The organism is Streptomyces sp. NBC_01549, assembly GCF_026339955.1.
Classification (GTDB): Bacteria; Actinomycetota; Actinomycetes; order Streptomycetales; family Streptomycetaceae; genus Streptomyces.
In genome coordinates, this window is the sequence record NZ_JAPEPW010000001.1 from 3,954,539 (window position 1) to 3,980,905 (window position 26,367).

The window sequence follows — 26,367 nt, forward strand, 5'->3', positions numbered from 1 at the left end:
GCGCCCATACATCCCAGCCAAACATCCACGCCGCGCCCCCGCTGGCCTATCCACCTATTGACTAGCTCTATTCAAGAAGTCAGGATGTGAATATCTACTGCAACAGTCCGCTAGGAGGCAGACCATGTCAGGACCCCGCCCCGTCCGAGCGCCGCGCGGTACGGAACTGAGTGCCCTGGGATGGCAGCAAGAGGCCGCCCTGCGGATGCTGCAGAACAACCTTGACCCCGAGGTCGCCGAGCACCCCGACAAGCTCGTCGTCTACGGCGGCACCGGCAAGGCCGCCCGTGACTGGCGCTCCTTCGACGCCATGGTCCGCACGCTGCGGACCCTCAAGCAGGACGAGACGATGCTCGTCCAGTCCGGCCGCCCCGTCGGCGTCATGCAGACCCACGAGTGGGCCCCCCGCGTCCTCATCGCCAACTCCAACCTGGTCGGCGACTGGGCGAACTGGGAGGAGTTCCGCCGTCTGGAGGCCCTCGGCCTCACCATGTACGGCCAGATGACCGCCGGCTCCTGGATCTACATCGGCACCCAGGGCATCCTCCAGGGCACCTACGAGACCTTCGCCGCCGTCGCCGCCAAGAAGTTCAACGGCACGCTCGCGGGCACCATCACCCTGACCGCCGGCCTCGGCGGCATGGGCGGCGCCCAGCCGCTCGCCGTGACGATGAACGACGGCGTCGCGATCTGTATCGACGTCGACCCGCGCGCCATCGAGCGCCGTATCGAGCACCGCTACCTGGACGTCAAGGCCGACTCCCTGGAGCACGCCCTCCAGCTCGCCGTCGAGGCCCGCGACCAGCGCAAGCCGCTCTCCATCGGCCTCCTGGGCAACGCCGCCGAGCTGCTGCCCCGCATGCTCGCCGAGAGCGCCCCCATCGACATCGTGACCGACCAGACCTCGGCCCACGACCCGCTGGCCTACCTCCCCGTCGGCATCGACTTCGACGACATGGCCGACGCGGCCGCCAAGGACCCGGCGGGCTTCACCACCCGCGCCCGTGAGTCCATGGCCAAGCACGTCGAGGCCATGGTCGGCTTCATGGACGCCGGCGCCGAGGTCTTCGACTACGGCAACTCGATCCGCGGCGAGGCCCAGCTCGCCGGGTACGAGCGGGCGTTCGCCTTCCCCGGGTTTGTGCCTGCTTACATCCGCCCGTTGTTCTCCGAGGGCAAGGGCCCCTTCCGCTGGGCGGCCCTCTCCGGCGACCCGCAGGACATCGCCAAGACCGACAAGGCGATCCTCGACCTCTTCCCCGAGAACGAGTCCCTGCACCGCTGGATCAAGCTGGCCGGTGAGCGCGTCCACTTCCAGGGCCTGCCCGCCCGCATCTGCTGGCTCGGCTACGGCGAACGCGACAAGGCCGGCGAGCGCTTCAACGACATGGTGGCGTCCGGCGAGCTCGCCGCGCCCCTGGCCATCGGCCGCGACCACCTCGACTGCGGCTCCGTCGCGTCCCCGTACCGCGAGACCGAGGCCATGCTCGACGGCTCCGACGCGATCGCCGACTGGCCGCTGCTCAACGCCATGGTGAACGTCGCCTCCGGCGCCTCCTGGGTCTCCATCCACCACGGCGGCGGCGTCGGCATGGGCCGCTCCATCCACGCCGGCCAGGTGTCCGTCGCCGACGGCACCAAGCTGGCCGGCGAGAAGATCCGCCGCGTCCTCACCAACGACCCCGGCATGGGCGTCATCCGGCACGTCGACGCCGGGTACGACATCGCCGAGTCCGTCGCCCAGGAGCGCGGCGTGCGCATCCCGATGCGCGAAGGCGACGAGGGCGGCGCCGCGTGACCTTCCACAGCATGTGGGCGGAGCTGCTGCCGATCGGCCGCAGCTCCGCCTCCGGCGGCTACCGCCGCTTCGCCTGGACCGGGGCCGACACGGACTGCCGTGCCTGGTTCCGGGCGCAGGCCGAGTCCCGCGGGCTGCGCTACGAGCTGGACCGCAACGGCAACCAGTGGGCCTGGCTCGGCGACCCGGCCGAGGGCGACGCCGTGGTCACCGGGTCCCACCTGGACTCCGTGCCCGACGGCGGAGCCTTCGACGGGCCCCTCGGCGTCGTGTCGTCCTTCGCCGCCCTGGATGAACTGCGCGCCCGACACGTGGAGTTCACCCGGCCCCTCGCCATCGTCAACTTCGGTGACGAGGAGGGCGCCCGGTTCGGGCTCGCCTGCGTCGGCTCCCGGCTGGCCGCCGGACAGCTCACCGTCGAGCAGGCGCACCGGCTGACCGACGGCGACGGCATCACACTCCCGCAGGCCATGGAGCGCGCCGGATACGACCCCGACACCATCGGTCCCGACCCCGAGCGCCTCTCCCGCGTCGGCGCCTTCGTCGAACTGCACGTCGAGCAGGGCCGCGCCCTCGACCTCAGCGGCGACCAGGTCGGCATCGCCAGCGCGATCTGGCCGCACGGCCGCTGGCGCTTCGACTTCCGGGGCGAGGCCAACCACGCGGGCACCACCCGGCTCGTCGACCGCCGCGACCCGATGCTGTCCTACGCGGAGACCGTGCTCGCCGCCCGCCGTGAAGCCCAGCTCGCCGGTGCCGTCGCCACCTTCGGCAAGATCTCCGTCGAGCCGAACGGCGTGAACGCCATCCCCTCCCTCGTGCGCGGCTGGCTCGACTCCCGCGCCGCCGACCAGGCGACCCTCGACACGGTCGTCACCGGCGTCGAGAAGGCGGCCCGCGAGTACGCGGAGGCCCAGGGCGTCGAACTCGACGTCGTCCGCGAGTCGTTCACCCCCGTCGTCGAGTTCGAGCACGCCCTGCGTGACGAGCTCGCCCGCATCCTGGGCAAGGACGGGGAAGGGGCCGCGGCACTCACGGTTCCCGTCCTGGGTACGGGTGCCGGACATGACGCCGGAATTCTCTCCGGGACCGTCCCGACCGCCATGCTGTTCGTACGCAACCCCACGGGTGTCTCGCACTCCCCGGCCGAGTACGCCGCCGAGGACGACTGCGAGGCTGGGGTGACCGCACTCGCCGATGTACTCGAAGGGCTGGCCTGCAGGTGACGCAGACGTACTGGCTTGAACACGCCTGGCTCGACACCTACGTCGAGCCGGGCGTCGCCCTGGACGTGACGGACGGCCGCATCACTGCCGTCCGCACGGGTGTCGACACCCCGCCCCCCGGCGCCGAGATCCTCCGCGGACTCACCCTCCCCGGTCTCGCCAACGCCCACTCGCACGCCTTCCACCGCGCCCTGCGCGGCACCGTCCAGGTCGGCTCAGGCACCTTCTGGACCTGGCGCGAGATCATGTACTCCTTCGCGGACAAGTTGACCCCGGACACGCACCACGCGCTCGCCCGCGCCGTGTACGCCGAGATGGCGCTCGCGGGCGTCACGGCCGTCGGCGAGTTCCACTACGTGCACCACGCCCACGGCGGCACCCCGTACGCCGACCCGAACGCGATGGGCGAGGCGCTCATCGCGGCCGCGGTCGAGGCCGGCATCCGGATCACCCTCCTCGACACGGCCTATGTGTCCGCCGGCTTCGGACAGCCGCCCAACCACCACCAGCTCCGCTTCTCCGACGGCAGCGCGGAGGCCTGGGCGGAACGCTCTTCACTTCTCAAGGACCGTGATCACGCACGGATCGGTGCGGCCATCCACTCCGTGCGGGCCGTGCCCGCCGGACAGCTGGCGACGGTCGCGCGCTGGGCCGAGGAACGGCGGGCCCCGCTGCATGTGCATCTGTCGGAGCAGACGGCGGAGAACGACGCCTGCCAGGCCGCCCACGGGTGCACCCCGACGCAGCTCCTCGCCGACCACGGCGTGCTCGGCCCCCGCACGACCGGCGTCCACAACACGCACCTCACGGACGAGGACATCGCGCTGCTGGGCCACTCCCGGACGGGCACCTGCATGTGCCCGACGACGGAACGGGACCTGGCGGACGGCATAGGCCCCGCCGCCGCCCTCCAGCGCGCCGGCTCGCCCCTCTCCCTGGGCTCCGACAGCCACGCCGTCATCGACCTCCTCGAAGAGGCCCGCGCGATGGAGCTGAACGAGCGGCTGCACACCCGCACCCGCGGTCACTGGACGGCGGCCGCCCTGCTGCGCGCCGCCTCCGCCGACGGCCACGCGGCCCTGGGCTGGGAGGACGCGGGCACCCTCGAAGCGGGCGCGCTCGCCGACTTCACGACGATCGCCCTCGACTCGGTCAGAACAGCGGGGCCGGTGCCGCGCCTGGGCGGTGAGACGGCCGTATTCGCGGCGACGGCGGCCGACGTACGCCACACGGTCGTGGGCGGTCGGCACGTCGTACGAGACGGAGCGCACGCCCTTGTTCCCGATGTGCCGCAGGCCCTCGCGCAGGCAGTCGAAGCCCTGCGCGCCTAGAGACGACCGCCGAACTCCGCCCCCACGAGGACGCCATGAGTAGCACCACCGGCACGACCACCGTCATCACCAACATCGCCAGCCTGGTCACCAACGATCCCTCCCTCGGATGGGGGTCCCCCCGCTCGAGCAAATTCGAGAGTGGGGGAGGATCTCCCCTCGGTCTGATCCAGGACGCGGCCGTCGTCATCGAAGGCGACCGCATCGCGTGGACCGGTGACTCAAGAGAAGCACCCGCCACTGACAACCGGGTCGACGCCGGTGGCCGGGCGGTGATCCCGGGCTTCGTGGACTCCCACTCGCACCTCGTCTTCGCGGGCGACCGCACCCAGGAGTTCAACGCCCGCATGTCGGGCCGCGGCTACACGGCGGGCGGCATCCGCACCACCGTCGCCGCTACCCGCGCCGCCAGTGACGAGGACCTGGAGCGCAACCTCACGCACTACCTCCACGAGGCCCTGCGCCAGGGCACCACCACCTTCGAGACCAAGTCGGGCTACGGCCTCACCGTGCGGGACGAGGCCCGGGCGCTGCGCATCGCGGCGGCGCACACCGACGAGGTCACCTACCTCGGCGCGCACATCGTCTCCCCGGACTACGCCGACGACCCGGCCGCGTACGTGGCCCTGGTGACCGGCGAGATGCTCGACGCCTGTGCCCCGTACGCCCGTTGGGTCGACGTCTTCTGCGAGAAGGGCGCCTTCGACGGCGACCAGGCCCGCGCGATCCTCACGGCCGGCAAGGCCAAGGGTCTGCACCCGCGCGTCCACGCCAACCAGCTCTCGTACGGCCCCGGCGTCCAGCTCGCCGTCGAACTCGACGCGGCGAGCGCCGACCACTGCACCCACCTCACGGACGCGGACGTCGACGCCCTGGCGAACGGCCGGACGGTCGCGACGCTGCTCCCCGGCGCCGAGTTCTCCACCCGCGCCGAGTGGCCGGACGCCCGCCGTCTCCTGGACGCGGGCGTGACCGTCGCCCTCTCCACCGACTGCAACCCGGGCTCGTCCTTCACCTCCTCCGTCCCGTTCTGTATCGCGCTCGCGGTACGGGACATGGGCATGACCCCGGACGAGGCGGTCTGGTCGGCCACGGCAGGCGGCGCGGCGGCCCTGCGCCGCGAGGACATCGGCCACCTCACCGTCGGCGCCCGCGCCGACCTGACCCTCCTGGACGCGCCGAGCCACGTCCACCTCGCCTACCGGCCGGGCGTACCGCTGGTCACCGGCGTCTGGCGGCGCGGCGTACGCGAGGTCTGACGCCGGGGTCAGGACGCCGGGAGCGCGATGCCGGGGCCTATGAGGCTCCGGCCCGCCACCGCTGGCTCGCGCCCCCGTTCAGCGGCAGCAGGGACAGGCCGTCCCCGCCGCTCGGCGTGATCGCGGTCTCGACGGCGATGGACGGGCGGATCACACCGTCGTCGTCCACGGTGAACCTCAGGTTCTGGCCGTGGCTGCCGTCGATCGAGCCGCAGTCCCAGATCCCGACGCCGTTGTCCACGGAGCCGCGACTGTCCAGACAGAGGTCGGAGTCGGCGTACGACTGCAGGACGCCGCGCCCGGAGTCGACCCGCCACCGCTGGGTGCGGGCCGAGGTGCAGGGGGCCGTGACGACGTCCGTGCCCTGGGTCAGATCGCCGTCGCGGATGTCCAGGCACAGGCCCGAGGCGATGTTCACCACCTGGGCGTAGCTGCCGCCCGGCGGGTAGGTCGGGGTGGGCGTGGGGGACGGCCTCGGACTGGCCGATCTCGACGGGGAGGGGCTCGGCTTCGGGGAATTCGGGGAAGGGGACTCGCTGGTCGCGGAGGGCCGCGGGGCCGGGGGCGAGGGGGTCGCCGAGACGGTCGCCGTCACCGTCACCCGCGGCACGACCGACGGGGTGGTGACCGAGCCCGCCGTGTCCTGGGACGGCGAGCGGCCCGACGACAGCACGACGAACAGCAGCGGTACCAGAGCGACACCGAGGGCCGCCGCCGAGGTCACGACGAGACGGCGGGACGGCGGCCAGGGCCCCGACGAGGCGGGGACGCCGGGCCGGGGCTCGCCCGTCTCGCTCATGACGTACGCCGTGCCCGCCCACGGCAGCAGTCCCTCGGCCAGGGCGCCGCGCGGATGGTCGCGCAGGGCGGACAGCTCCTCGTACGCCGTCGTGCAGTGCGCGCAGTGCGCCATGTGGGCGTGCAGGTCGGGGCTGGAACGGGGGTTGTCCGGCCGCAGCGACTCCTCGATCAGCCGCCGGAAGTCCCCGCAGCGCGGGTCGTCGGAGGCGGCGAGCCGGGACTTCAGGCAGGCCTGGCCCAGGGCCTGCAGCGCGGGCTGCACGCCGTACGTCACGTCCTCATGGGTGAGGCCGAGCAGGACGGCCGCCCGGTCGGCGGGCTCCTCGTCCACGACCCCGTACCAGAGCAGCCCCTGGGTGCGGGACGGGAGGGACCGGAACGGGGCGAGCATGGGCGGCACCGGGCCGCCGGGGCCCGCCGTGCTCAGCACGAGGAGCAGACCGGGGTCGAGACCGGCGGCCCGTTCGTCCCTGGCCCACGAGGCGGCCACCCGCCCCGCCAGCAGCAGGAGTCGGTGCCGCCAGGGAACGCTCGGGTCCGAGCCGCGCGCCGTCTCCTGGGCCGCCAGGGTGAACGCCTGCGCCGCGAGCTGCCGCGCCGCCGACTCGCTACGGGTGCACAGGCGGGCGTAGGCGAGGACGGACGGGCGGTGCCGCTCGCGGAGTTCCTGGAGGGCCGGATACGCGCTGGGGGTGTCGGCGCCCAGCAGCTCGGTGAGCCGCGCGTCGGACGCGCCCGCGTCGACCTGAGCCATGTGTCGGCCTCCTTGCACCCCGTGCGGTCACTCGCTCCCGTCCTGACATACCAGCCAGTTTGGAGTGCTCATAGTGACGGGGATGGCCCTTTGAGGAAAGAGGGAGGACGGTGTCGAGAGAAAAAGCGGTCCGGCGCCATCGGCGCCGAACCGCTCTCAGCAGGGAAAACCGGACCGCTCTCAGCCGGAAGAACCGGAACGCTCTCAGCTGGAAAAGAGGTGCCGTAGGAGGCGGGGAGCGTCACTCCTCGACCGTCAGTCCCTTCCGCAGGCGCACCAGCGTCCGCGACAGCAGCCGCGACACATGCATCTGCGAGATCCCGAGCTCGTCACCGATCTCGGACTGCGTCATGTTGGCGACGAAGCGCAGCGAGAGGATCTGCCGGTCGCGCGAGGGGAGTTCGGCGATCAGGGGCTTGAGGGACTCCACGTACTCGATGCCCTCGAGGCCGTGGTCCTCGTAGCCGATGCGGTCCGCGAGCGCGCCTTCGGAGTCGTCCTCCTCGGGCTGGGCGTCCAGCGAACTGGCCGTGTAGGCGTTCGAGGCGGCCATGCCCTCGACGACCTCGTCGTTGGTGATGCCCAGGCGCAGCGCCAACTCGCCCACCGTGGGCGCCCGGTCGAGCTGCTGGGCGAGTTCGTCGCCCGCCTTGGCCAGGTCGAGACGGAGTTCCTGAAGTCGGCGCGGTACGCGCACGGACCAGGAGGTGTCGCGGAAGAAGCGCTTGATCTCGCCGATGATGGTCGGCATCGCGAAGGTGGGGAATTCGACGCCGCGGCTCAGTTCGAAGCGGTCGATCGCCTTGATCAGGCCGATCGTGCCGACCTGGATGATGTCCTCCATCGGCTCGCTGCGGGAGCGGAAGCGGGAGGCGGCGAACTTGACCAGCGCGAGGTTGAGCTCGACCAGCGTGTTGCGCACGTACGAGTAGTCGTGGGTGCCTTCTTCGAGGGACTCCAGCCGCTCGAAGAGGGTCTTGGACAGGGCCCGTGCGTCCACCGGTCCCACCTCGTCGTACGGGGGGATCTCGGGAAGTCCGTCGAGCCCGTCGAGTCCGCTGGTTCCGGTTTCGTCGAGACGCTCCGGGCGTTCCAGAGAAGGTGTCGACGTCGCCGTCTGGGTCTGCGATGCGTCGAGCCGGGGTGACATGGTGTCCTCCATCGTTCTCGGCATATGGCCGCCGATGCCAATGCGTGCACTGCGGTGTGCGGCGCCTCCGAAGCCGGTCGTGTCGAATAGGTGTCTCTACTAGCCCTACCCGCTTTCGCGCGCCTCCCGCAAGTGCGTTGCGTGGCGAAATGTCCATTTTCGGGGGGTTGTTCGGGTGTTGGGGATCGTGTGGAAGGCGTAGTGTTCGAGTGCGTACATCAGCAGTCGCGACGCTCGGGAGAGAGACGGCATGGACCGCCAGACGGTCGGCAGCGCACAGTCGGGCCGGCTTCTAGTCGAGGTGCGGGAAGAGGGCTCAAGCGCCGTCGTGACCCCCGCGGGTGAGTTGGATCACCACACGGCTGATTTGTTGCGCGAGCCACTCGAGGACTGCCTTGACAAGGGGCACTCCCGCCTGGTCGTGGACTGCTCGCGACTGGAGTTCTGCGACTCCACCGGGCTGAACGTGCTGCTGGGTGCCCGGCTGAAGGCCGAGGCCGCGGGCGGCGGAGTCCATCTGGCGGGGATGCTGCCGGTGGTCGCCCGGGTCTTCGAGATCACCGGGGCGGACGCCGTCTTCACCGTGCACTCGACGCTCGATGCGGCCCTGGCCGACTAGGCGGGGCGGTCGGGGCCCGGCCTCGGCGTGCCCCGGAGTCCCCCCTGCGTTCACGGCGTCGCCAGGGTCACACCATCCCCGTCGAACAAAGGGGGTGTTCCGGCGGATCGGTCGGGCAGGAGACATCCTGACTATGTCGGCAACAATCGGTGGGAACGTCGTAGGCAATCGTCGTGGATATTCGTCTGGAACGCCCTGAGTGCGGAAGCACCCGCCCCGCGTACCACATGCTGAGTACTGAGTCTTGAATCGTAAAACTGGTGAATCGGTGAGGTGAAGCGCTGATGAGCACCACCCGGCCCTACTCGCCGGGCGACCGCGGCCCGGAGTCGGGCGACGGCGGCGCTTCCGGGGCACCTGGGGGCGGTGGCCTGGCCGCTCCGTCCGGGGGGCGTCAGGCCCGCAGACTGAGCCTCGACGGCGAGAGCGGCGTCGTGCCGCTCGCCCGCGACTTCGCCCGCCAGGCGCTGCACGCGTGGGGCTGGCTGCCCGCCGCGAGCGCCGACCAGCGGGCCGCCGCCGAGGACGTCCTGCTGGTCGTCTCCGAACTCGTCACCAACGCCTGTCTGCATGCCGAGGGCCCGGACGAGCTCCGGATCTCCTGCGACAACAAGGTGCTGCGCGTCGAGGTCTCCGACCGTGGCGCGGGCCAGCCCGCCCCGCGCACCCCGCACCGCGCCGGCCGCCCCGGTGGCCACGGCATGTTCATCGTGCAGCGGCTGTGCCTGGACTGGGGAGTCGCGCGTACTCCGGGGGTCGCGGGCAAGACGGTGTGGGCGGAACTCGGGGCACCCGCGTAGGGCCACCCGACCCCGGGTGCAACTCCCACCTTGGGTTACCCGCGGTTCGAACCCCCCTTCGTACGTCGCCGAACGCGCGCCGGATCTCCTCGGATCCGGCGCGCACTTTGTCTTCCCTCTACGAGGGACCGGGCGTACCTTGACGGCCGATCTGATGTTCCGTCAGGAATGAGGCCCGAGGTGTCGTACCGGACGTACCAGAAACGAACCGCCGCGCTCGCGTTCGCCGCGGCCCTGGCCGGCTCGGCGGTGCTGATGGCCGCCCCCGTCGCCGAGGCCGACGTGGTGAACGTCAACTACCAGTGCAAGACGCCGATCGGCGACAAGAGCGCCGTCTCGCCCATCGACATCAAGAGCGTCAAGAGTGGCAGCGACTACAAGCTCACCATGTCCTGGCAGAAGGGCGTCTCCTCCAGCCCGGTGGAGCTTGGCAAGGGCGCGATGAGCCCGAGTGCCGTGATCAAGGTGGGCGGCGCGGACAGTGGCACGGTGGCCGTGAGCGGCCCCGCGAACGCGGCCGCGATCCCCGCCAACACCCCCATCAAAATCAGTGACTTGTCGGGTACGTACACGCCGAAGAAGACCGGCAAGGTCACCTTCACCGCGGGCGTGCTCACGATCAAGGCGCTCGGCACGACGACCACGTGCACCCCCACGAACAACCCCGGGCCGTCGCTGACCCTCGACGTCACGGCGGCGAGCGACGGTTCGGGATCCAGCGGATCCAGCAGCTCGGGCGGATCCAGCAGCTCGGGCGGTTCGACGGGCTCGACAGGTTCGACCGGCACCGACTCCGGCGGCCAGCTCCCGCAGACCGGCCCCGCCGACTCGGCGATCGCCCTCGGCACGCTCGGCGGCACGGTGCTGCTCGCGGGCGCGGCGGGCACGCTGTGGCTGACCCGCAGGCATCAGACGACCCGCCGCTGAGGGCGCCACGCCTCCGTACGACGGTACGACCAGCAGGAGCCGCCGATGCCGTACGCCCCCGTCCTCCGCTGTGCCGTCGCCGTGCTGCTGTCGGCCGCCGCCACCCCGGTGGCCGTGGCCGTGGCCGACGACGGCTGGTCCCTCGCGCCGTCCGCGAGCACGCCGGACGGGCGGCCGTACGTCTACGCGGAGGGCACGCCCGGCACGGTCCTGCAGGACTCCGTGTCCCTGCTCAACCCGGGCGCGCGGCCCGTGACCGTGCGGCTGCGCGGCGCGGACGCCGACAACACCGCGAACGGCGGCCTCACCGTGCGCGCCACCGGGAAGTCCACGGACACGGGCGCGTGGATCGCGTTCGCCGGGGACCGGGGCGGCCGCCGGATCCCGGTGCGCACGCTCTCGCTGCGGGTGCCCGCGCACACCCGGGCCGACGTGCCGTTCACCGTGAGCGTCCCGGCGGGCGCGACGCCCGGCGACCACCCCGGCGCGATCGTCGCGGGCGCCGGCGGCCGGTCCTCGGCGGTCCGGGTCCAGCTGCGGGTCGGCGGTCCGGCGGTGTCGGCGCTCACGGTCGAGCACGTGGCCGTGCACGGCGGGCGCATCTCGTACGAGCTGGTCAACCGTGGCAACACCGTGCTCATCCCGAAGCTCGCGGTACGCGCCGACGGCGTCCTCGGCCGGGCCCTGGACCGCGCTCCGCGCACCCTGCCCCTCGACCTGCTGCCCGGCCGCCGCGTCACGCTCACCGAGCCCTGGCACGACCCCCCGGCGCTGGACGCGGTCGACGTACGGCTGACGGTGACGGCGGCGGGCGGGGCGCACGACACGACGTCCGCGTCGGTGCGGTTCGTGCCGTGGGGCGCGCTCGCGGCGGCCGCCGGGGCGGGGCTCGCGGCGCTGGGCGCCTTGTGGGGCGTACGACGGCACAGGCGTCGTACGCCGGACGACGGGGCGAGCGAACGGCCGCGTACGGAAGTCGAGTGGACGGGAGCGGTGTCGTGAGCGCAGTCCTGAGCGGCAAGGCGCGGATGTCGGCGCTGGTGGCGGCGTTCGCGCTCGTCCTGGCCCCGCTGGTGGGCCCGGTGTCCTCGGCGTCCGCGGCCGGGAAGCCCGGCGTGACCCTGTCCAAGTCCGAGGCGGGAACGGGCGGTTCGATCACCGTGACCGGCAACGGATGGCGGCCGAAAACCCTGCTGATGATGCTGATCTGCGGGCAGGCCGTGCCGTCCCGCGGGGTGATCGGCGGCACCAACTCCTGCGCCAACGCCGACGGCCGGGCCGTCACCACCGACGCGCAGGGCCACTTCAGCAAGGAACTGCCGGTCACCGAGCCGCCCAAGCCGTGCCCGTGCGTGGTGCACGTCGCCACGGTCACGGGGGAGAAGGCGGAGGCCGACGCGATCTTCATGGTCGCCGGGCACTCGGTCGAACCACTGCCGAAGGAGGCGGGCGGCGGGCGGCTCTCGGTGCTCACCGACACCCGTCTCGACGGGTCGAGCGGGCTGCTGACCTGGTTCGGCGCGCCGCCGGACCGCCGGCTCGTCTTCACCGTCGGCAACGTCGGCACCGCCTCCGTCAAGAACCCCGTCTTCCAGATCGGCACCTCCCACGGCGTGTTCGCGCCGCAGTGGGAGGACCAGGACTGGCGCGGCACGATCGCACCCGGCAAGAAGGCGCGGATCGAGCTCCCGGTCGAGCTCGCGGCCGGGGCGCACGGCGACTACACGGTCTCGCTGCGGTACGGCGGGAAGGTCCTCGCCGAGCAGCCCTGGGGGGTGGGCCGCCCCTGGGGGGTGACCCTCTTCTGGATCCTGCTCGGCGTGGTGGTGCCGGCCGCGGTGTTCCGGATCGGGATGGCCGTGGTGGACCGGGTGCGTCCGCGCAGGTCGGCGGGGCGCGCGGGCCGGCACCGGAGCCTGCGCCTGCCCGAACTCGCCTCCCGCGTGCCCAGGCCGGCCCCGTTCCGTATGGCCAAGGCGAGCCCGTCCCGTGCGCCCGGAGTGAGCGCGTCCGCCTCCACGCCCGTGGCATCCGGGACCGCTACGACCCCGACCCTGCCGTGGTTCACCCCGGACAACGTTCCGGGGACCGCGGCGAACGGTCAGCTCTCCGCACCGCAAGACACCGGTCCGACGACGAAGGGGAACACGTGAACAGGCGACGGAGAGTTGTGCCCGGAGGCTGCAGAACGAGCGTGGCCGGGGTCGCGCTGATGCTCGGCGGCGCGGGCATTCTGGTGGGCGTGGCCGCGGGCCCCGCCCAGGCCGCCGAGGTGTCCTACGCGACCAGATGCGTTCCGCCCGCGGCCTCCGGTCTGGACCCGGTCGAGGGCACCACCAAGGTGGAGATCACCGCGCCCGCGACGGCGAGCGTGGGCGACGAGGTCACGGTGGTCTGGAAGTTCACCCAGGCCGCCTCGAAGAACCCCGACCTCATCGACCTCCCGGCCGACTCGGTCCAGCCGAGCGGCACCCTCAAGGCGGCCGGTGCGCAGACCGCCGACCTCGCGATGCAGGGACCCCGGGAGAACCCGGCCATTCCCAAGGGCGGGGCGATGGTGCTCTCCGACATGAAGGGCACGCTGAAGCTGACAGCGGCGGGTGAGGTGACGCTGACGCCGGACGCGTACAGCATCAACGCCTTCTCCACGGACACGAAGTGCGCACCAACCCAGACGGTGGAGCCGGCGGCGACGATCCAGGTGACGGAGTCGTCGACGACACCTTCGCCCACCTCGACGACGACACCTTCCACCACACCCTCGACGACTCCTTCGACCACTCCCTCCACCACACCGTCGACGCAGCCCACCGGATCGTCGTCGGCAAGCCCCAGTGACAGTGGTCAGACCGAGTTCACGGGCAAGGAAGTCTCCGTCCCCTACGCGTGCAAGACGCCCATCGGGGACAAGAGCGCCACCTCTCCCGTGCAGATCGACGCCAAGAAGAACGGCGGGAGTTTCGACCTCACCGTCCAGTTCAAGAAGTCCGTGATGGACAGCCCTGTCGACATCCCCGCGGACTCGGTCCAGCCGTCGATGGAGGTGGTCCTGGGCGGCTCGGACAAGGGCACGGTCCATGTCGAGGGGCCGACCAACTCCAAGGCGTTCAAGGCGGGCGACCCGATCGAGATCCCCGACCTCACGGGCACGTACAAGCCGGGCGCCAGCGGTCAGTCGACGCTCTCCCCGGGCGTGCTGACGGTCAAGGCGCTCGGTACGACGACGACCTGCACCCCGACGAAGTCCGAGGTCTCCCTGACCCTGGACACCACACAACAGGCGGGCGGCGCGTCGGGCGGCGACTCCTCGGGCAGCTCCGGCTCCTCGGGCAGTTCTTCGGGCGGTACGTCCGCCAGCGGCGGCCTCGCTCAGACGGGCGCCGCCGACCACGGCATGCTCAGGGCACTGGGCCTGGTCGCGGGGACGGTGATCCTGCTGGGCGGAGCGATCTTCACGTTCATGCCGCGCAAGCGCCTGCGCTGAGGCGGAGGCGGGTCAGGGCTTGCAGGATGATCACCGGCGTTCCCCCAGTACCGGCGGTGTCGGTGAAAACCCGAAGGGCCGTCGCACCACTTGGTGCGGCGGCCCTTCGGGGTACGGAAAACAGTACCTACGTGGCGGCGTGCGTCAGTGGACGTCGCCCATCAGGACCTTGACCTTCTTGCGGTACATCCACACCGCGACACCGGCGATCACGGCGAGCGTGGCCTCCAGGGCGACGATGCCCGTCTTGTTGAGGTCGACGTTGGCGATGGACAGCAGGCCCGTCGTGGCGTCACCGGCGGTGACGGCCAGGAACCAGACACCCATCATCTGGGAGGCGTACTTCGCGGGAGCCATCTTCGTGGTGACGGAGAGGCCGACCGGGGAGAGCGTCAGCTCACCGACGGTCTGCACGAAGTAGATCGCGACCAGCCACATCGCGGCCGCCTTGTGACCGCCCTCGGCGATCGTCAGCGGAGCCAGGAACAGGAAGAACGACGCACCGATCAGGATCAGACCCGACGCGAACTTGGTGGCCGTGCTCGGCTCCTTGCCGCGCTTGTTCAGCGCCAGCCACGCCCAGGCGAACACCGGCGCGAGCGCCATGATCATGACCGGGTTGACGGACTGGTACCAGGAGACCGGGAACTCCCAGCCGAAGATCGTGTTCTCGGCGGAGGAGTCGGCGAAGATCGACATGGTCGAGCCGCCCTGGTCGTAGATCATCCAGAAGACGGCCGCGGCGACGAAGAACCAGATGTACGCGGACATCTTCGACTGCTCGGCGCGGTCGAGGTCCTTGTCCCGCTTGATACGGGCGATGACCAGGACCGGGATGATCAGACCGGCGATGGTGATCGGGACCAGCAGCCAGTTCAGGGTGTAGTGACCCGAGAAGCCGACGACGCAGTAGAAGACCACCGCGACGGCCGCCCACAGCGCGGACTTGCGCAGCGTCGCGGCCTTCTCCTCGGCCGACAGCGGCGTGGGGATCTCGTGCGAGCGCGGGTTCAGGTGACGGCCGCCGAGCAGGTACTGGGTCAGACCCAGCGCCATGCCGAGCGCGGCGAGCGCGAAGCCCAGGTGCCAGTTGACGTTCTCACCGACGGTGCCGATGACCAGCGGAGCGGCGAACGCACCGAGGTTGATGCCGATGTAGAAGAGTGTGAAGCCACCGTCACGGCGCGGGTCGTCCGGGCCGTCGTAGAGGTGGCCGACCATCGTGGAGATGTTGGCCTTCAGCAGACCGGAACCGATCGCGACGAGCCCGAGGCCGCCGTAGAACGTGCCGGACGACGGCAGGGCCAACGTGAGGTGGCCCAGCATGATGATGACGCCCGCGACGGCGACCGTCTTGCGGGGGCCGAGGACGCGGTCGGCGAACCAGCCGCCCGGCAGGGCGAGCAGGTACACGAGCGACAGGTACACCGAGTAGATCGCGGTCGCGGTCGCCGCGCTCAGGTGCAGGCCGCCCGGTGCCACCAGGTACAGCGGGAGCAGAGCCTTCATGCCGTAGTAGGAGAATCGCTCCCACATCTCGGTCATGAAGAGGGTGGCCAGTCCGCGGGGGTGGCCGAAGAAGGTCCTCTCGGAACCGGGGGTGCCCGGAGTCGCCGAGTCCTTCGTCAGGCTGGACGCCATGGTCGTTCCTTGCTGGTCGGGACGCGCTGCTTGAGCGTCACGCGCCCGGTGGGGGGCGGCCGGCACCGGCGGGGTTGGACCGTCCTTCCCCACGCCCACGGGGAGTCCGCTCCGGGTTGCGAAGCGGTGGACGGCGACCACCGGGATCCACGCCCGTCACGCAATCACGCGCTCGGGCCCGGCCACAGGTCATTCCTTTCGGGGCTGGAGAACACCAGCCCGCACATGAAAGAGACCTTCAGCGTCAAGTACGCGCCAAAGGTCCCCTACTGGTGCTACAGGCGTCTGGTCACCATACGACATCTCAATGTGGCATATGGAAGGACTTGAGACATGAATCACAGGTAATAATGGAACCACGGACACCTATTCGAAGGCGTCAGGCAAGATCGCTTCCCACAGCCGCAGGCGAGCAACGGTACAGCCCCAGGTAAGAATTACGGTTGGCGATCACACCACAGGCGCTGTCCGAGGCGGACTACCATCACCCCATGACCCGTGTACTGCTCGCCGAGGACGACGCGTCCATCTCGGAGCCATTGGCCCGCGCCCTGCGCCGGGAGGGTTACGAGGTCGAAGTGCGCGAGGACGGACCCACCGCACTCGACGCCGGAATGCAGGGCGGCGTCGACCTGGTCGTCCTGGACCTGGGCCTGCCCGGTATGGACGGCCTCGAAGTGGCCCGCCGACTCCGTGCCGAAGGCCACACCGTCCCCATCCTCATCCTGACCGCGCGTGCCGACGAGGTGGACACCGTCGTCGGTCTCGACGCGGGCGCCGACGACTACGTCACCAAGCCCTTCCGCCTTGCCGAACTCCTCGCCCGTGTCCGGGCCCTCCTGCGGCGCGGCGCCGCGGAGCCGCAGCAGGCGCCCGCCACGCACGGGGTGCGCATCGACGTCGAGTCCCACCGGGCGTGGATGGGCGACGAGGAACTCCAGCTCACGGCGAAGGAGTTCGACCTGCTGCGGGTTCTCGTCCGGGACGCCGGCCGGGTCGTCACGCGTGACCAGCTGATGCGCGAGGTCTGGGACACCACGTGGTGGTCGTCCACCAAGACCCTCGACATGCACATCTCCTGGCTCCGCAAGAAGCTCGGCGACGACGCGGCGAATCCCCGCTACATCGCGACGGTACGAGGAGTCGGCTTCCGCTTCGAGAAGAGCTGAGGCCCCGCGGGGGTAGGTGGCGGGGCTGGGAGTCTTCAGGGGCTGACAGCCGGGTGATCGGGGCGAAGCCCCGCCCTGAGGGGCGCGGGGCCGTCACATATGCGGCTCCGCCGCGTGGGCGCGCCCAGCCCCCACCGGCCCGCAGACAGGGTAACGACCCCACCCGCACCCCACCCACCCGCGGCTGAAGAACCCCGGCGGCACCCGAATGCCCGCCCCCGCCCAGCGCAGCGTCAAGGCACACTGGTCCACGTACAGCCACCCGCCCGGAGGACCCCGTGCGTCGCCGTCTCATCCAGTCCACGCTCGCCGTCGTGCTCGTCGTGATCGCCGTCTTCGGCGTCTCCCTCGTGATCGTCGAGACCCGCACGATCAGCAACAGCGCCCAGGAACGCGTGGACTCCGAGGCCCTGCGCCTGGCCAGCATCGTCGACAGCCGCATCCTCGGCGACGAGCACATCAACGCGGAGATCCTCAAGAACCAGGTCGCGGAGGACCGGTACGCCGTGATCCGCATCCCCGGCCAGGCCCCCGTCGAGCTCGGCATCCAGCCCAGCGGTGACGTCATCCACTCCACGGCCAAGGGCGAGGAGGGCGAGACGATCACCGTCCAGGAGCCCCGCTCGGCCGTGACGCGCGAGGTCGGCCGCACCCTCCTGATCATCGCCGCGGTCGCGCTGCTCGCGATCGTCGCCGCGGTCCTGCTGGCCGTACGCCAGGCCAACCGCCTCGCCTCCCCGCTCACCGACCTCGCGGAGACCGCGGAGCGGCTCGGCTCCGGCGACCCCCGCCCACGCCACAAGCGCTACGGCGTCCCGGAGCTGGACCGTGTCGCGGACGTCCTGGACAGCAGCGCGGAGCGGATCGCACGGATGCTCACCGCCGAGCGCCGGCTCGCCGCGGACGCCTCCCACCAGCTCCGTACGCCGCTCACGGCCCTCTCCATGCGCCTGGAGGAAATCACCCTCACGGATGACCTGGACAACGTGAAGGAGGAGGCGACGATCGCGCTGACACAGGTCGAGCGCCTCACGGACGTGGTGGAGCGGCTGCTCACCAACGCCCGCGACCCCCGTACCGGCTCCGCCGTCTCCTTCTACCTCGACGAGGTCATCAAGCAGCAGCTGGAGGAGTGGCGCCCGGCCTATCGCAGCGCGGGCCGCGCCATCGTCAGCTCGGGCAAGCGGCATCTGCAGGCCGTCGGCACTCCGGGCGCGGTCGCCCAGGTGCTGGCCGCGCTCATCGAGAACTCGCTCATGCACGGGGGCGGCACGGTCGCCCTGCGCACCCGCGTCACGGGCAACCAGGCCGTCGTGGAGGTCACGGACGAGGGCCCGGGCGTCCCCACCGACCTGGGCGCCCGCATCTTCGAGCGCACGATCAGCGGCCGCAACTCCACGGGGATCGGCCTCGCGGTCGCGCGCGACCTCGCGGAGGCGGACGGGGGCCGCCTGGAGATGCTCCAGGCGCAGCCGCCGGTGTTCGGCCTGTTCCTCTCCCGCACACCGCTGAAGAGGCCACCGCTGGTGGAGGACGAGGAGCGAACGGTCAGATAGCCGTGGACGGTCAGGTCAGATAGCCCTGGACGGTCAGGCAGCCCTGGACCGGCCCTGGACGGCTCAGTTCGCCCGGGCCCGTGCGCGGGACCGTCGGGGCTCTGGCTCCTCGTCGAGGAGCGCCTCCGCGCTCACCACGACCTCACGCGCCTCGTCCGGCACCGTACGGAACACCCAGGTGCGGTACGACCAGAACCGGAACAGCGTCGCGATGCCGATGCCGAGGAACTTGAAGACGTTGCTCTGCAGCGAGCTGTCCCAGCCGAACCCGTACGTCGCCACGTACAGCACACCGTTCTCGATGACCAGCCCCACCGCGCTGAACAGCACGAAGAGGCCCATCTCCCTGGTGCGGCCGCCCCGGTCGCGGTCCCGGTACGTGAAGTAACGGAACCCGATGTAGTTGAAGACGATTGCGACGATCGTGGCGATGACACTGGCCCGTACGACCTGCAGCCCGGTCACGTGACGCACCAGGTTGAACGTCACCAGGTTGACGAGAAGCCCCGCTCCGCCGACCGCCCCGAACTTCGCGATCTCCCGGAACAACTGGTCGAACCGGCGGCGAACCGCGCTGCGGGGCCGTACGCGAAGCCCCGAAGAAGCACTGCCCATGGTGTCGCCAGCCCCCGTAGGTCGGACATCGGTCGAAAAATTCAACCCAGCCACTCTAACCAGCGGGCCGCCCTCGTGCCTGTGGACGGCCTCACGGGACCGGAAAGAGCGTGTCACAGCGAGGAAAAAGCGGGCCGCAGCCGGGACCGCGGCCGGGATCCCAGGCGCGGAAACCGGCCCGCATGGCGCGACCGATACCCTTGGGGCGTGACGTTCCCGGTAGTCGGCATGGTCGGCGGGGGTCAGCTCGCTCGTATGACACACGAGGCGGGCATCCCGCTCGGCATCAAGTTCAAGCTCCTCAGTGACACCCCTCAGGACTCCGCGGCGCAGGTCGTCGGCGATGTCGTCATCGGCGACTACCGCGACCTCGACACGCTGCGTGAGTTCGCGCGGGGCTGCGACGTGATCACCTTCGATCACGAACACGTACCCACCGAGCATCTGCGTGCCCTGGAGGCGGACGGCATCCCCGTCCGCCCCGGCCCGGACGCGCTCGTGCACGCCCAGGACAAGGGCGTGATGCGCGCGAAGCTCGACGAGATCGGCGTGCCGTGCCCGCGGCACCGGATCGTGACCGACGTCGAGGACGTGGCCGCGTTCGCGGCGGAAGGCCTCGCCGAAGGGGTCGAGGGTGACGGCTTCCCGATCATCCTCAAGACGGTCCGCGGCGGCTACGACGGCAAGGGCGTCTGGTTCGTCCGGTCGATCGAGGAGGCGGCCGAGCCCTTCCGGGCCGGCGTGCCCGTCCTCGCCGAGGAGAAGGTCGACTTCGTACGGGAGCTCGCCGCGAACGTCGTCCGCTCCCCGCACGGCCAGGCGGTCGCCTACCCCGTGGTCGAGTCCCAGCAGGTCAACGGCGTCTGCGACACGGTGATCGCCCCCGCGCCCGGCATAGCGGACGAGCTGGCCCTGCAGGCCGAGGAGCTCGCGCTGCGCATCGCCAAGGAACTCGGTGTCGTCGGTCACCTGGCCGTCGAGCTCTTCGAGACCCACGACGGACGCATCCTCGTCAACGAACTGGCCATGCGCCCGCACAACTCGGGCCACTGGACCCAGGACGGCGCGATCACCTCCCAGTTCGCCAACCACGTCCGCGCGGTCCTGGACCTGCCCCTGGGCGACCCGCGCCCGCGCGCCAAGTGGACGGTCATGGTCAACGTCCTGGGCGGCGACTACCCGGACATGTACTCCGCGTACCTGCACTGCATGGCCCGCGACCCCCAGCTGAAGATCCACATGTACGGCAAGGACGTGAAGCCCGGCCGCAAGGTCGGCCACGTCAACACCTACGGCGAGGACCTGGACGACGTCATCGAGCGCGCCCGCCACGCAGCCGGTTACCTGAGAGGCACGATCACCGATTGACCTCGTCCCCTCCCCGCGGGGAGGGGACTGCCACGGCTCGCGCCTTGACGTTTCCTGCTTCACTGCCGACTGCCCGCCCGGAGGTGCTCCGTTGGGGTCTTACACCGGCTCCACAGGCCGACACCGCCAGCCCGGCGGCCAGAATGGTCTTCGCGGCGTTGTGGTCCCGATCGTGCCGGGTGCCGCAGCCCTCACATGTCCAAGCCCTGACGTTCAGGGGCAGCTTGGCACGGATCAGGCCGCACGTGGAGCAGGTCTTGCTCGACGGGAAGAAGCGGTCGATCGCAATCATCTCGCGTCCGTACCAGGCGCACTTGTACTCCAGCTAGGAGTGCAGTTCCGTCCACGAGGCGTCGGAGATCGCACGTGCGAGGGTGCGGTTGCCGAGCAGGCTGCGGACGGTCAGATCCTCGATCACGATCGCTTGGTTTTCGCGAACGAGTCGAGTGGTCAGCTTGTGGAGAAAGTCCCGGCGCCGATCGGCGATCCGCGCGTGGATGCGCGCCACCCTGACGCGGGCCTTCTCCCAGTTCCTCGACCCCTGCCGTTTGCGCGAGAGTTCCCGCTGGGCCTTGCCGAGCCGGGCACGGTCCTTTCTCTCGAACTTGGGATTGGTGATCTTCTCCCCGGTGGACAGCGTGACCAGGCTGGTAATGCCCGCGTCGAGGCCCACCACCGTGTCCGTGGTGGGGGCAGGGGCGACGGAGGCCTCGACCAGGAGGGATACGAACCAGCGGCCTGCCCTGTCCCGAGACACCGTGACCGTGGATGGCTCGGCTTCTTCGGGGAGAGGACGCGACCACACGATCGCCAGCGGATCGCGCATCTTCGCCAGGACGAGCTCTCCGCCCGAGAACCGGAAGGCGGAGCGCGTGTACTCGGCAGAGTCTTTCGACCTCTTCTTCGATTTGAATCGGGGGTGTCGGGCTCGCTTGTCGAAGAACGCCGTGTACGCAGTCTGCAGATGCCGAAGCGACTGCTGCAACGGCACCGACGACACCTCTCCCAAGAAGCCATGCTCCTCGGTCTTCTTCCATTCCGTGAGCATGGCCGAGGTCTCCACGTAGGAGACCCGGCGGTGTTCCAGCGTCCACGCCCGAGAGCGGGCGTCAAGCGCCATGTTGTAGACCCTGCGTACGCAGCCGAAGGTGCGCGACAGTTCGGCTGCCTGCTGCGCGGTCGGATAGAAGCGGTACTTGAACGCCCGCTTCACGCATTTGGCCCCCATGGCTCACACGCTAGTGCTTTCGATGTGAGCTCGTCCGGCAGTCTGGGAATCTTGCCGCGCGGAACAAAGAAAACGAACCGCTCCCGCACCGCGGGCGGGACATCAACCCAGTCCTCTCGGCCGGAGCTGAAGAGGTGCGCAAGGAGATTGAGATGAGCCCAGTAATTGGCATTGTCATGGGGTCGGACTCCGACTGGCCCGTCATGGAAGCGGCCGCGCAGGCGCTGGACGAGTTCGAGATCCCCTACGAGGTGGATGTCGTCTCCGCACACCGCATGCCCCGCGAGATGATCGCGTACGGCGAGCAGGCCGCGGAGCGCGGGCTCAAGGCGATCATCGCCGGCGCGGGCGGCGCCGCCCATCTGCCCGGCATGCTCGCGTCGGTGACCCCGCTGCCCGTCATCGGCGTGCCGGTCCCGCTGAAGTACCTCGACGGCATGGACTCGCTGCTGTCGATCGTGCAGATGCCGGCCGGTGTCCCGGTCGCGACCGTCTCCGTCGGCGGCGCGCGCAACGCGGGCCTGCTGGCCGCCCGGATGCTCGCCGCGCACGACGAGGAACTCCTCACCCGGATGCGGGAGTTCCAGCAGGAGCTGAACGACCAGGCCACCGAGAAGGGCAAGCGGCTGCGCGCCAAGGTCGACGGCGCGGGCGGCGGCTTCGGCTTCGGCTCGGGGAAGTGACGCCCATGGCCTCCCCCACGTCGTCCGCCACGTCCACGTCGTCCCTCGGCGAGGCCTGCGCGCTGCTCGCCGACTTCCCCGTCGTCGACGGCCACAACGACCTTCCCTGGGCGCTGCGCGAACAGGTCCGCTACGACCTCGGTGCCCGCGACATCGCCACCGACCAGAGCGCCCACCTGCACACCGACCTGGCGCGGCTGCGCGCGGGCGGTGTCGGCGCGCAGTTCTGGTCGGTGTACGTCCGCTCGGACCTGCCCGGCGCGGTCACCGCGACACTGGAACAGATCGACTGCGTACGGCAGTTGATCGACCGCCACCCCTCCGACCTGCGGGCCGCGCTGACGGCCGCCGACATGGAGGCGGCGCGGACGCAGGGCCGTATCGCCTCCCTGATGGGCGCGGAGGGCGGCCACTCCATCGACAACTCCCTCGCCGCGCTGCGGGGGTTGTATGCGCTGGGCGTGCGCTACATGACCCTCACCCACAACGACAACATCGCCTGGGCGGACTCGGCGACCGACGTGCCGGCCGTCGGCGGTCTGTCGGCCTTCGGCCGTGAGGTCGTGCGGGAGATGAACCGCGAGGGCATGCTCGTCGACCTCTCGCACGTCGCGGCGACGACCATGCGGGACGCGCTCGACACGAGCGTCGCGCCGGTGATCTTCTCCCACTCCTCCTCGCGCGCGGTGTGCGACCACCCGCGCAACATCCCGGACGACGTCCTGGAGCGGCTGCCCGCCAACGGGGGAGTGGCGATGGTGACGTTCGTGCCGAAGTTCGTCCTTCAGGCGGCGGTCGACTGGACGGCCGCGGCCGACGACAACATGCGCGCGAACGGCTTCCACCACCTCGACACCACCCCCGAGGGCATGAAGGTCCACCGCGCCTTCGAGGAGTCCCACCCGCGCCCCGTCGCCACGGTGTCGACGGTGGCGGACCACCTCGACCACATGCGCGAGGTCGCCGGCGTCGACCACCTCGGCATCGGCGGCGACTACGACGGCACGGCGTTCACCCCCGACGGCCTCGATGACGTGTCCGGTTACCCGAACCTGATCGCCGAGCTGCTGGACCGCGGCTGGTCGAAGACCGACCTCGCCAAGCTGACCTGGCAGAACGCGGTACGGGTCCTGGGCGCGGCCGAGGACGTGGCCCGCGACCTCCGGGCCACCCGCGGCCCGTCCAACGCGACGCTGGAACAGCTGGACGGCTGAGACGCCGCCCCGCATCCTGTGCGTGGTCCGGTCCCGGGAGGCCGGCTCCCCGCGGCGGACGGCCCCGTGCCGTCCGCTCGGGAGGCCCGCAGGACGACCCGTCCTCGGTCAGCAGGCGCGGTCAGCAGGCGCAGAGGCAGAACGGGTGCCCCGCCGGGTCGGCGTACACACGCCAGGTGCGTGAGCGGTCCTCGGCGTCGAGCGCCCGTGCGCCGAGCGCCAGGACGCCCTTCTCGGCAGCGTCCAGGTCGTCGACGGTCAGGTCCAGATGGAACTGCTGCGAGCCGTCGGGCGCGGGCCACCGCGGCGGCACGTGGCCGGGGGCGGCCTGGAAGGCCAGCGAGGGCCCCTCGGACACCTTCAGGTCGACCCAGTCCCCGTCCCCCTCGACCGTGCCGCCGAGCACCTCGGCGTAGAACCCGGCAAGGGCGCGCGGGTCGGGACAGTCCAGGACGACGACACCCAGCTTGGCGAGAGCCATGACTTCCTCCGAGGGGTTACCAACGACACCGACGAGTTACCTCTATACCTCTTCAAGAGGTAACGGTTACTGCATGCTCCCTCATAGGAGGTAACGTCGCAACCATGAATGACCGTGCGCCCGCACCCGGCGGTCTGGCTCTGATCCAGTCGCTGGTGAACACCCTGGACATCGAGTCGGGCGCGGACTCGCTGGACACCGCCGAGGGCCGGGCGCCCTTCGGCCTCGCGGAGGGCGAGGCCGAGGCGGCCCGCGAGCTGCGTGAGGCGTTGCGCGCGGCCTGTCTGGCGCACGCGGGCCACCCGGCGCACCGCGCGGTGACCCCCTCGGCGAGCTGCTGGCCCGGGCCCCGCTGCACGTGACGGTCGACGAGCACGACGGCGGGGCGCGGCTCGTCCCCGCGGCCGCCTCACTCGCGTCGCGTGTCGCGGCCGCCGTCGCGGAGGCGCTCGTGGAGGGCACCTGGCTGCGGCTGAAGGCCTGTGAGGCACCGACCTGCCACTGGGCGTACTTCGACCGCTCCCCGGCGGGCCGCGGCCGCTGGTGCTCGATGTCGGTCTGCGGGGCGCGCGCGAAGATGCGCCGGTACCGCGCGAAGTAGGCCGTCCGTTAATACAAAGTGGAACAACTGGCCACGCCGGGGGCCTGGAGCATGGAGAATGTGCGATGACGGCGGTCCGGCCGACTGAGCCTCGGCCGGACCGCCGTCACCTGCGAAGAGCTGTCAGGTCGCCCACGAAGCGCTGCCAGGCCACTTGTGAAGCGTCATCAGACGGTGGGGCGACCCATCGCCCGGTACGTCCATCCGGCCCGGCGCCACGTCTCGGGGTCGAGCGCGTTACGGCCGTCCAGGATCACCCGGGCCGAGGCGGCCTCGCCCAGCACCGCCGGGTCCAGCTCGCGGAACTCCTGCCACTCGGTCAGGTGCAGGACGACATCGGCGCCGCGTACGGCCCCGACCGCGGAGTCGGCGTACCCGAGCGTTGGGAAGAGCCGCTTGGCGTTCGCCATGCCCTTCGGGTCGTAGACGGTGACCTGGCCGCCCTGGAGGTGGATCTGCCCGGCGACGTTCAGCGCGGGCGAGTCCCGGACGTCGTCCGAGTCGGGCTTGAAGGTCGCGCCGAGCACGGCGACCCGCTTGCCGAGGAACGATCCGCCGCCCAGCGCCTCCCGGGCCATCTCCACCATCTGGCCGCGACGGCGCATGTTGATGGAGTCGATCTCGCGCAGGAAGGTCAGCGCCTGGTCCGCGCCGAGCTCACCGGCGCGCGCCATGAAGGCGCGGATGTCCTTCGGCAGGCATCCGCCGCCGAACCCGATCCCGGCCCGCAGGTACTTCTTGCCGATCCGCTCGTCGTGCCCGATGGCCTCGGCCAGCTTGGCCACATCGCCGTCGGCCGCCTCGCACACCTCGGCCATGGCGTTGATGAAGGAGATCTTGGTCGCGAGGAAGGAGTTCGCGGAGGTCTTCACCAGCTCGGCGGTCGGGAAGTCGGTGACGACGAAGGGCGAGCCCTCGGCGACGGGCGTCGCATACACCTCACGCAGGATCTTCTCGGCCCGCTCGCTGCGCACGCCGGCCACGACACGGTCGGGGTGCAGCGTGTCCTGGACGGCGAAGCCCTCGCGCAGGAACTCCGGGTTCCAGGCGAGCTCGGCGTCCTCACCGGCGGGGGAGAGCTCGGCGAGCGTGCGCGCCAGCCGCTCCGCGGAGCCCACCGGCACGGTGGACTTACCGACGACGAGGGCGGGCCCCTTCACATGCGGGGCGAGCGTCTCGAAGGCGGCGTCGACGTAGGACATGTCGCACGCGTACTCCCCGTGCTTCTGCGGTGTGTTCACGCAGACGAAGTGGACGTCGCCGAACTCCCCGACCTCGGCCCAGTCCATGGTGAAGCGCAGTCGGCCGGTGGATCCCTCGATGCCCGCCACATGCTTGCGCAGCAGTTCCTCGAGTCCCGGCTCGTACATCGGGACTTCGCCCCGCTGCAGCATCTCGATCTTCTCGGGGACGACATCGAGCCCCAGCACCTCGAACCCGAGCTCGGCCATGGCCGCGGCGTGGGTGGCGCCGAGATAGCCGGTGCCGATCACGGTGATCTTGAGGGCCATGAGTGCTCCTGGGGTGAATGGCTTCAGTGCGCTGCCCGAGCATAGTCGGGGCATGTTCGGGCCCCTCATCGGGCAGGTTCCCTCCTGTCGCCAAGCTCACGTATCCCTCCCGTGGGCGGACCCCTAAAATTTGGGTTACTTAACGGTAATT

General features: G+C 70.7%; 21 protein-coding genes and 2 pseudogenes. 16 read left to right on the forward strand and 7 right to left on the reverse strand.

Annotation, left to right across the window (positions count from 1 at the left end; translation table 11 throughout):
- The first annotated feature begins 124 nt into the window (after positions 1 to 124).
- The 4 genes from hutU to hutI are packed head-to-tail and all read left to right on the forward strand — an operon-like array spanning position 125 to position 5,614.
- Positions 125 to 1,798: a urocanate hydratase gene (hutU, locus tag OG819_RS17730; RefSeq protein WP_266413335.1), complete on the forward strand. Its 1,674-nt coding sequence runs from the start codon at positions 125 to 127 to the stop codon at positions 1,796 to 1,798.
- On the forward strand, positions 1,795 to 3,024 hold the full coding sequence (locus tag OG819_RS17735) for an allantoate amidohydrolase (RefSeq protein WP_266625167.1): 1,230 nt from the start codon (positions 1,795 to 1,797) through the stop codon (positions 3,022 to 3,024). The genes hutU and OG819_RS17735 overlap by 4 nt, the downstream gene beginning before the upstream one ends.
- A complete protein-coding gene (locus OG819_RS17740; RefSeq protein ID WP_266650274.1) occupies positions 3,021 to 4,355 on the forward strand; it encodes a formimidoylglutamate deiminase in 1,335 nt (444 codons plus the stop codon). Before OG819_RS17735 ends, OG819_RS17740 begins: the two co-directional genes overlap by 4 nt.
- 35 nt (positions 4,356 to 4,390) lie before the next feature.
- The gene (gene hutI, locus OG819_RS17745; protein WP_266625163.1) at positions 4,391 to 5,614 is read left to right on the forward strand and encodes an imidazolonepropionase; all 1,224 of its coding nucleotides are present in this window, start codon (positions 4,391 to 4,393) and stop codon (positions 5,612 to 5,614) included.
- A 37-nt stretch (positions 5,615 to 5,651) separates the two neighbouring features.
- Here the strand turns inward: hutI and OG819_RS17750 are convergent, their stop codons facing one another.
- Both OG819_RS17750 and OG819_RS17755 read right to left on the reverse strand, forming a co-directional pair.
- Entirely contained in the window at positions 5,652 to 7,169 is a 1,518-nt protein-coding gene (locus OG819_RS17750; RefSeq protein WP_266650275.1) for an RICIN domain-containing protein, read from the reverse strand.
- Between the two features lie 241 nt (positions 7,170 to 7,410).
- A complete protein-coding gene (locus tag OG819_RS17755) occupies positions 7,411 to 8,319 on the reverse strand; it encodes an RNA polymerase sigma factor SigF (protein WP_266421671.1) in 909 nt (302 codons plus the stop codon).
- Positions 8,320 to 8,569: 250 nt separating this feature from the next.
- Here OG819_RS17755 and OG819_RS17760 point away from each other — a divergent pair, with 250 nt between their 5' ends.
- From OG819_RS17760 to OG819_RS17785, 6 genes are all read left to right on the forward strand, one after another.
- Positions 8,570 to 8,938, forward strand: a complete 369-nt coding sequence (locus tag OG819_RS17760) for an STAS domain-containing protein (RefSeq protein ID WP_266650277.1) — start codon at positions 8,570 to 8,572, stop codon at positions 8,936 to 8,938.
- A gap of 284 nt (positions 8,939 to 9,222) precedes the next feature.
- The gene (locus OG819_RS17765; RefSeq protein ID WP_266650279.1) at positions 9,223 to 9,738 is read left to right on the forward strand and encodes an ATP-binding protein; all 516 of its coding nucleotides are present in this window, start codon (positions 9,223 to 9,225) and stop codon (positions 9,736 to 9,738) included.
- Between the two features lie 168 nt (positions 9,739 to 9,906).
- Positions 9,907 to 10,665, forward strand: a complete 759-nt coding sequence (locus OG819_RS17770) for an LPXTG cell wall anchor domain-containing protein (protein ID WP_266650280.1) — start codon at positions 9,907 to 9,909, stop codon at positions 10,663 to 10,665.
- A 45-nt stretch (positions 10,666 to 10,710) separates the two neighbouring features.
- Positions 10,711 to 11,667 carry a hypothetical protein gene (locus OG819_RS17775; protein ID WP_266650282.1) on the forward strand — a complete coding sequence of 319 codons (957 nt, stop codon included), beginning with the start codon at positions 10,711 to 10,713 and terminating at the stop codon, positions 11,665 to 11,667.
- A gap of 26 nt (positions 11,668 to 11,693) precedes the next feature.
- Positions 11,694 to 12,818, forward strand: a complete 1,125-nt coding sequence (locus OG819_RS17780; RefSeq protein ID WP_266652721.1) for a hypothetical protein — start codon at positions 11,694 to 11,696, stop codon at positions 12,816 to 12,818.
- Positions 12,819 to 12,877: 59 nt separating this feature from the next.
- A complete protein-coding gene (locus OG819_RS17785; RefSeq protein WP_266652723.1) occupies positions 12,878 to 14,149 on the forward strand; it encodes a hypothetical protein in 1,272 nt (423 codons plus the stop codon).
- Positions 14,150 to 14,293: 144 nt separating this feature from the next.
- Here OG819_RS17785 and OG819_RS17790 read toward each other — a convergent pair whose 3' ends face one another.
- The gene (locus OG819_RS17790) at positions 14,294 to 15,790 is read right to left on the reverse strand and encodes an oligopeptide:H+ symporter (protein ID WP_266413353.1); all 1,497 of its coding nucleotides are present in this window, start codon (positions 15,788 to 15,790) and stop codon (positions 14,294 to 14,296) included.
- A 491-nt stretch (positions 15,791 to 16,281) separates the two neighbouring features.
- Between OG819_RS17790 and OG819_RS17795 the strand changes: the two genes are divergently transcribed.
- Positions 16,282 to 16,959: a response regulator transcription factor gene (locus OG819_RS17795; RefSeq protein WP_266413355.1), complete on the forward strand. Its 678-nt coding sequence runs from the start codon at positions 16,282 to 16,284 to the stop codon at positions 16,957 to 16,959.
- 278 nt (positions 16,960 to 17,237) lie between these two features.
- Positions 17,238 to 18,515 (forward strand): ATP-binding protein, encoded by a 1,278-nt coding sequence (locus OG819_RS17800; RefSeq protein ID WP_266413357.1) that lies wholly within the window; start codon positions 17,238 to 17,240, stop codon positions 18,513 to 18,515.
- A gap of 63 nt (positions 18,516 to 18,578) precedes the next feature.
- On the opposite strand, the gene OG819_RS17805 is transcribed toward OG819_RS17800, so the two are convergent.
- On the reverse strand, positions 18,579 to 19,130 hold the full coding sequence (locus OG819_RS17805; RefSeq protein WP_266625152.1) for a GtrA family protein: 552 nt from the start codon (positions 19,128 to 19,130) through the stop codon (positions 18,579 to 18,581).
- A gap of 228 nt (positions 19,131 to 19,358) precedes the next feature.
- Here OG819_RS17805 and OG819_RS17810 point away from each other — a divergent pair, with 228 nt between their 5' ends.
- Positions 19,359 to 20,498, forward strand: coding sequence for a 5-(carboxyamino)imidazole ribonucleotide synthase (locus OG819_RS17810; protein WP_266652725.1), 1,140 nt, complete (start codon positions 19,359 to 19,361; stop codon positions 20,496 to 20,498).
- A 79-nt stretch (positions 20,499 to 20,577) separates the two neighbouring features.
- Here the strand turns inward: OG819_RS17810 and OG819_RS17815 are convergent.
- Positions 20,578 to 21,726 (reverse strand): annotated as a pseudogene (locus OG819_RS17815) (RNA-guided endonuclease InsQ/TnpB family protein); the annotation flags it as partial.
- 152 nt (positions 21,727 to 21,878) lie between these two features.
- On the opposite strand from OG819_RS17815, the gene purE reads away from it, so the two are divergent.
- Both purE and OG819_RS17825 read left to right on the forward strand, forming a co-directional pair.
- Positions 21,879 to 22,409: a 5-(carboxyamino)imidazole ribonucleotide mutase gene (gene purE, locus OG819_RS17820; RefSeq protein WP_266625148.1), complete on the forward strand. Its 531-nt coding sequence runs from the start codon at positions 21,879 to 21,881 to the stop codon at positions 22,407 to 22,409.
- Between the two features lie 5 nt (positions 22,410 to 22,414).
- Positions 22,415 to 23,623 (forward strand): dipeptidase, encoded by a 1,209-nt coding sequence (locus OG819_RS17825; RefSeq protein WP_266650284.1) that lies wholly within the window; start codon positions 22,415 to 22,417, stop codon positions 23,621 to 23,623.
- 121 nt (positions 23,624 to 23,744) lie between these two features.
- On the opposite strand, the gene OG819_RS17830 is transcribed toward OG819_RS17825, so the two are convergent.
- Positions 23,745 to 24,104 carry a VOC family protein gene (locus tag OG819_RS17830; RefSeq protein WP_266625146.1) on the reverse strand — a complete coding sequence of 120 codons (360 nt, stop codon included), beginning with the start codon at positions 24,102 to 24,104 and terminating at the stop codon, positions 23,745 to 23,747.
- 104 nt (positions 24,105 to 24,208) lie between these two features.
- Here OG819_RS17830 and OG819_RS17835 point away from each other — a divergent pair.
- Positions 24,209 to 24,705: pseudogene (locus OG819_RS17835) on the forward strand (CGNR zinc finger domain-containing protein).
- A gap of 167 nt (positions 24,706 to 24,872) precedes the next feature.
- Here the strand turns inward: OG819_RS17835 and OG819_RS17840 are convergent.
- The gene (locus OG819_RS17840; RefSeq protein WP_266625144.1) at positions 24,873 to 26,216 is read right to left on the reverse strand and encodes a UDP-glucose/GDP-mannose dehydrogenase family protein; all 1,344 of its coding nucleotides are present in this window, start codon (positions 26,214 to 26,216) and stop codon (positions 24,873 to 24,875) included.
- Positions 26,217 to 26,367: the final 151 nt, after the last annotated feature.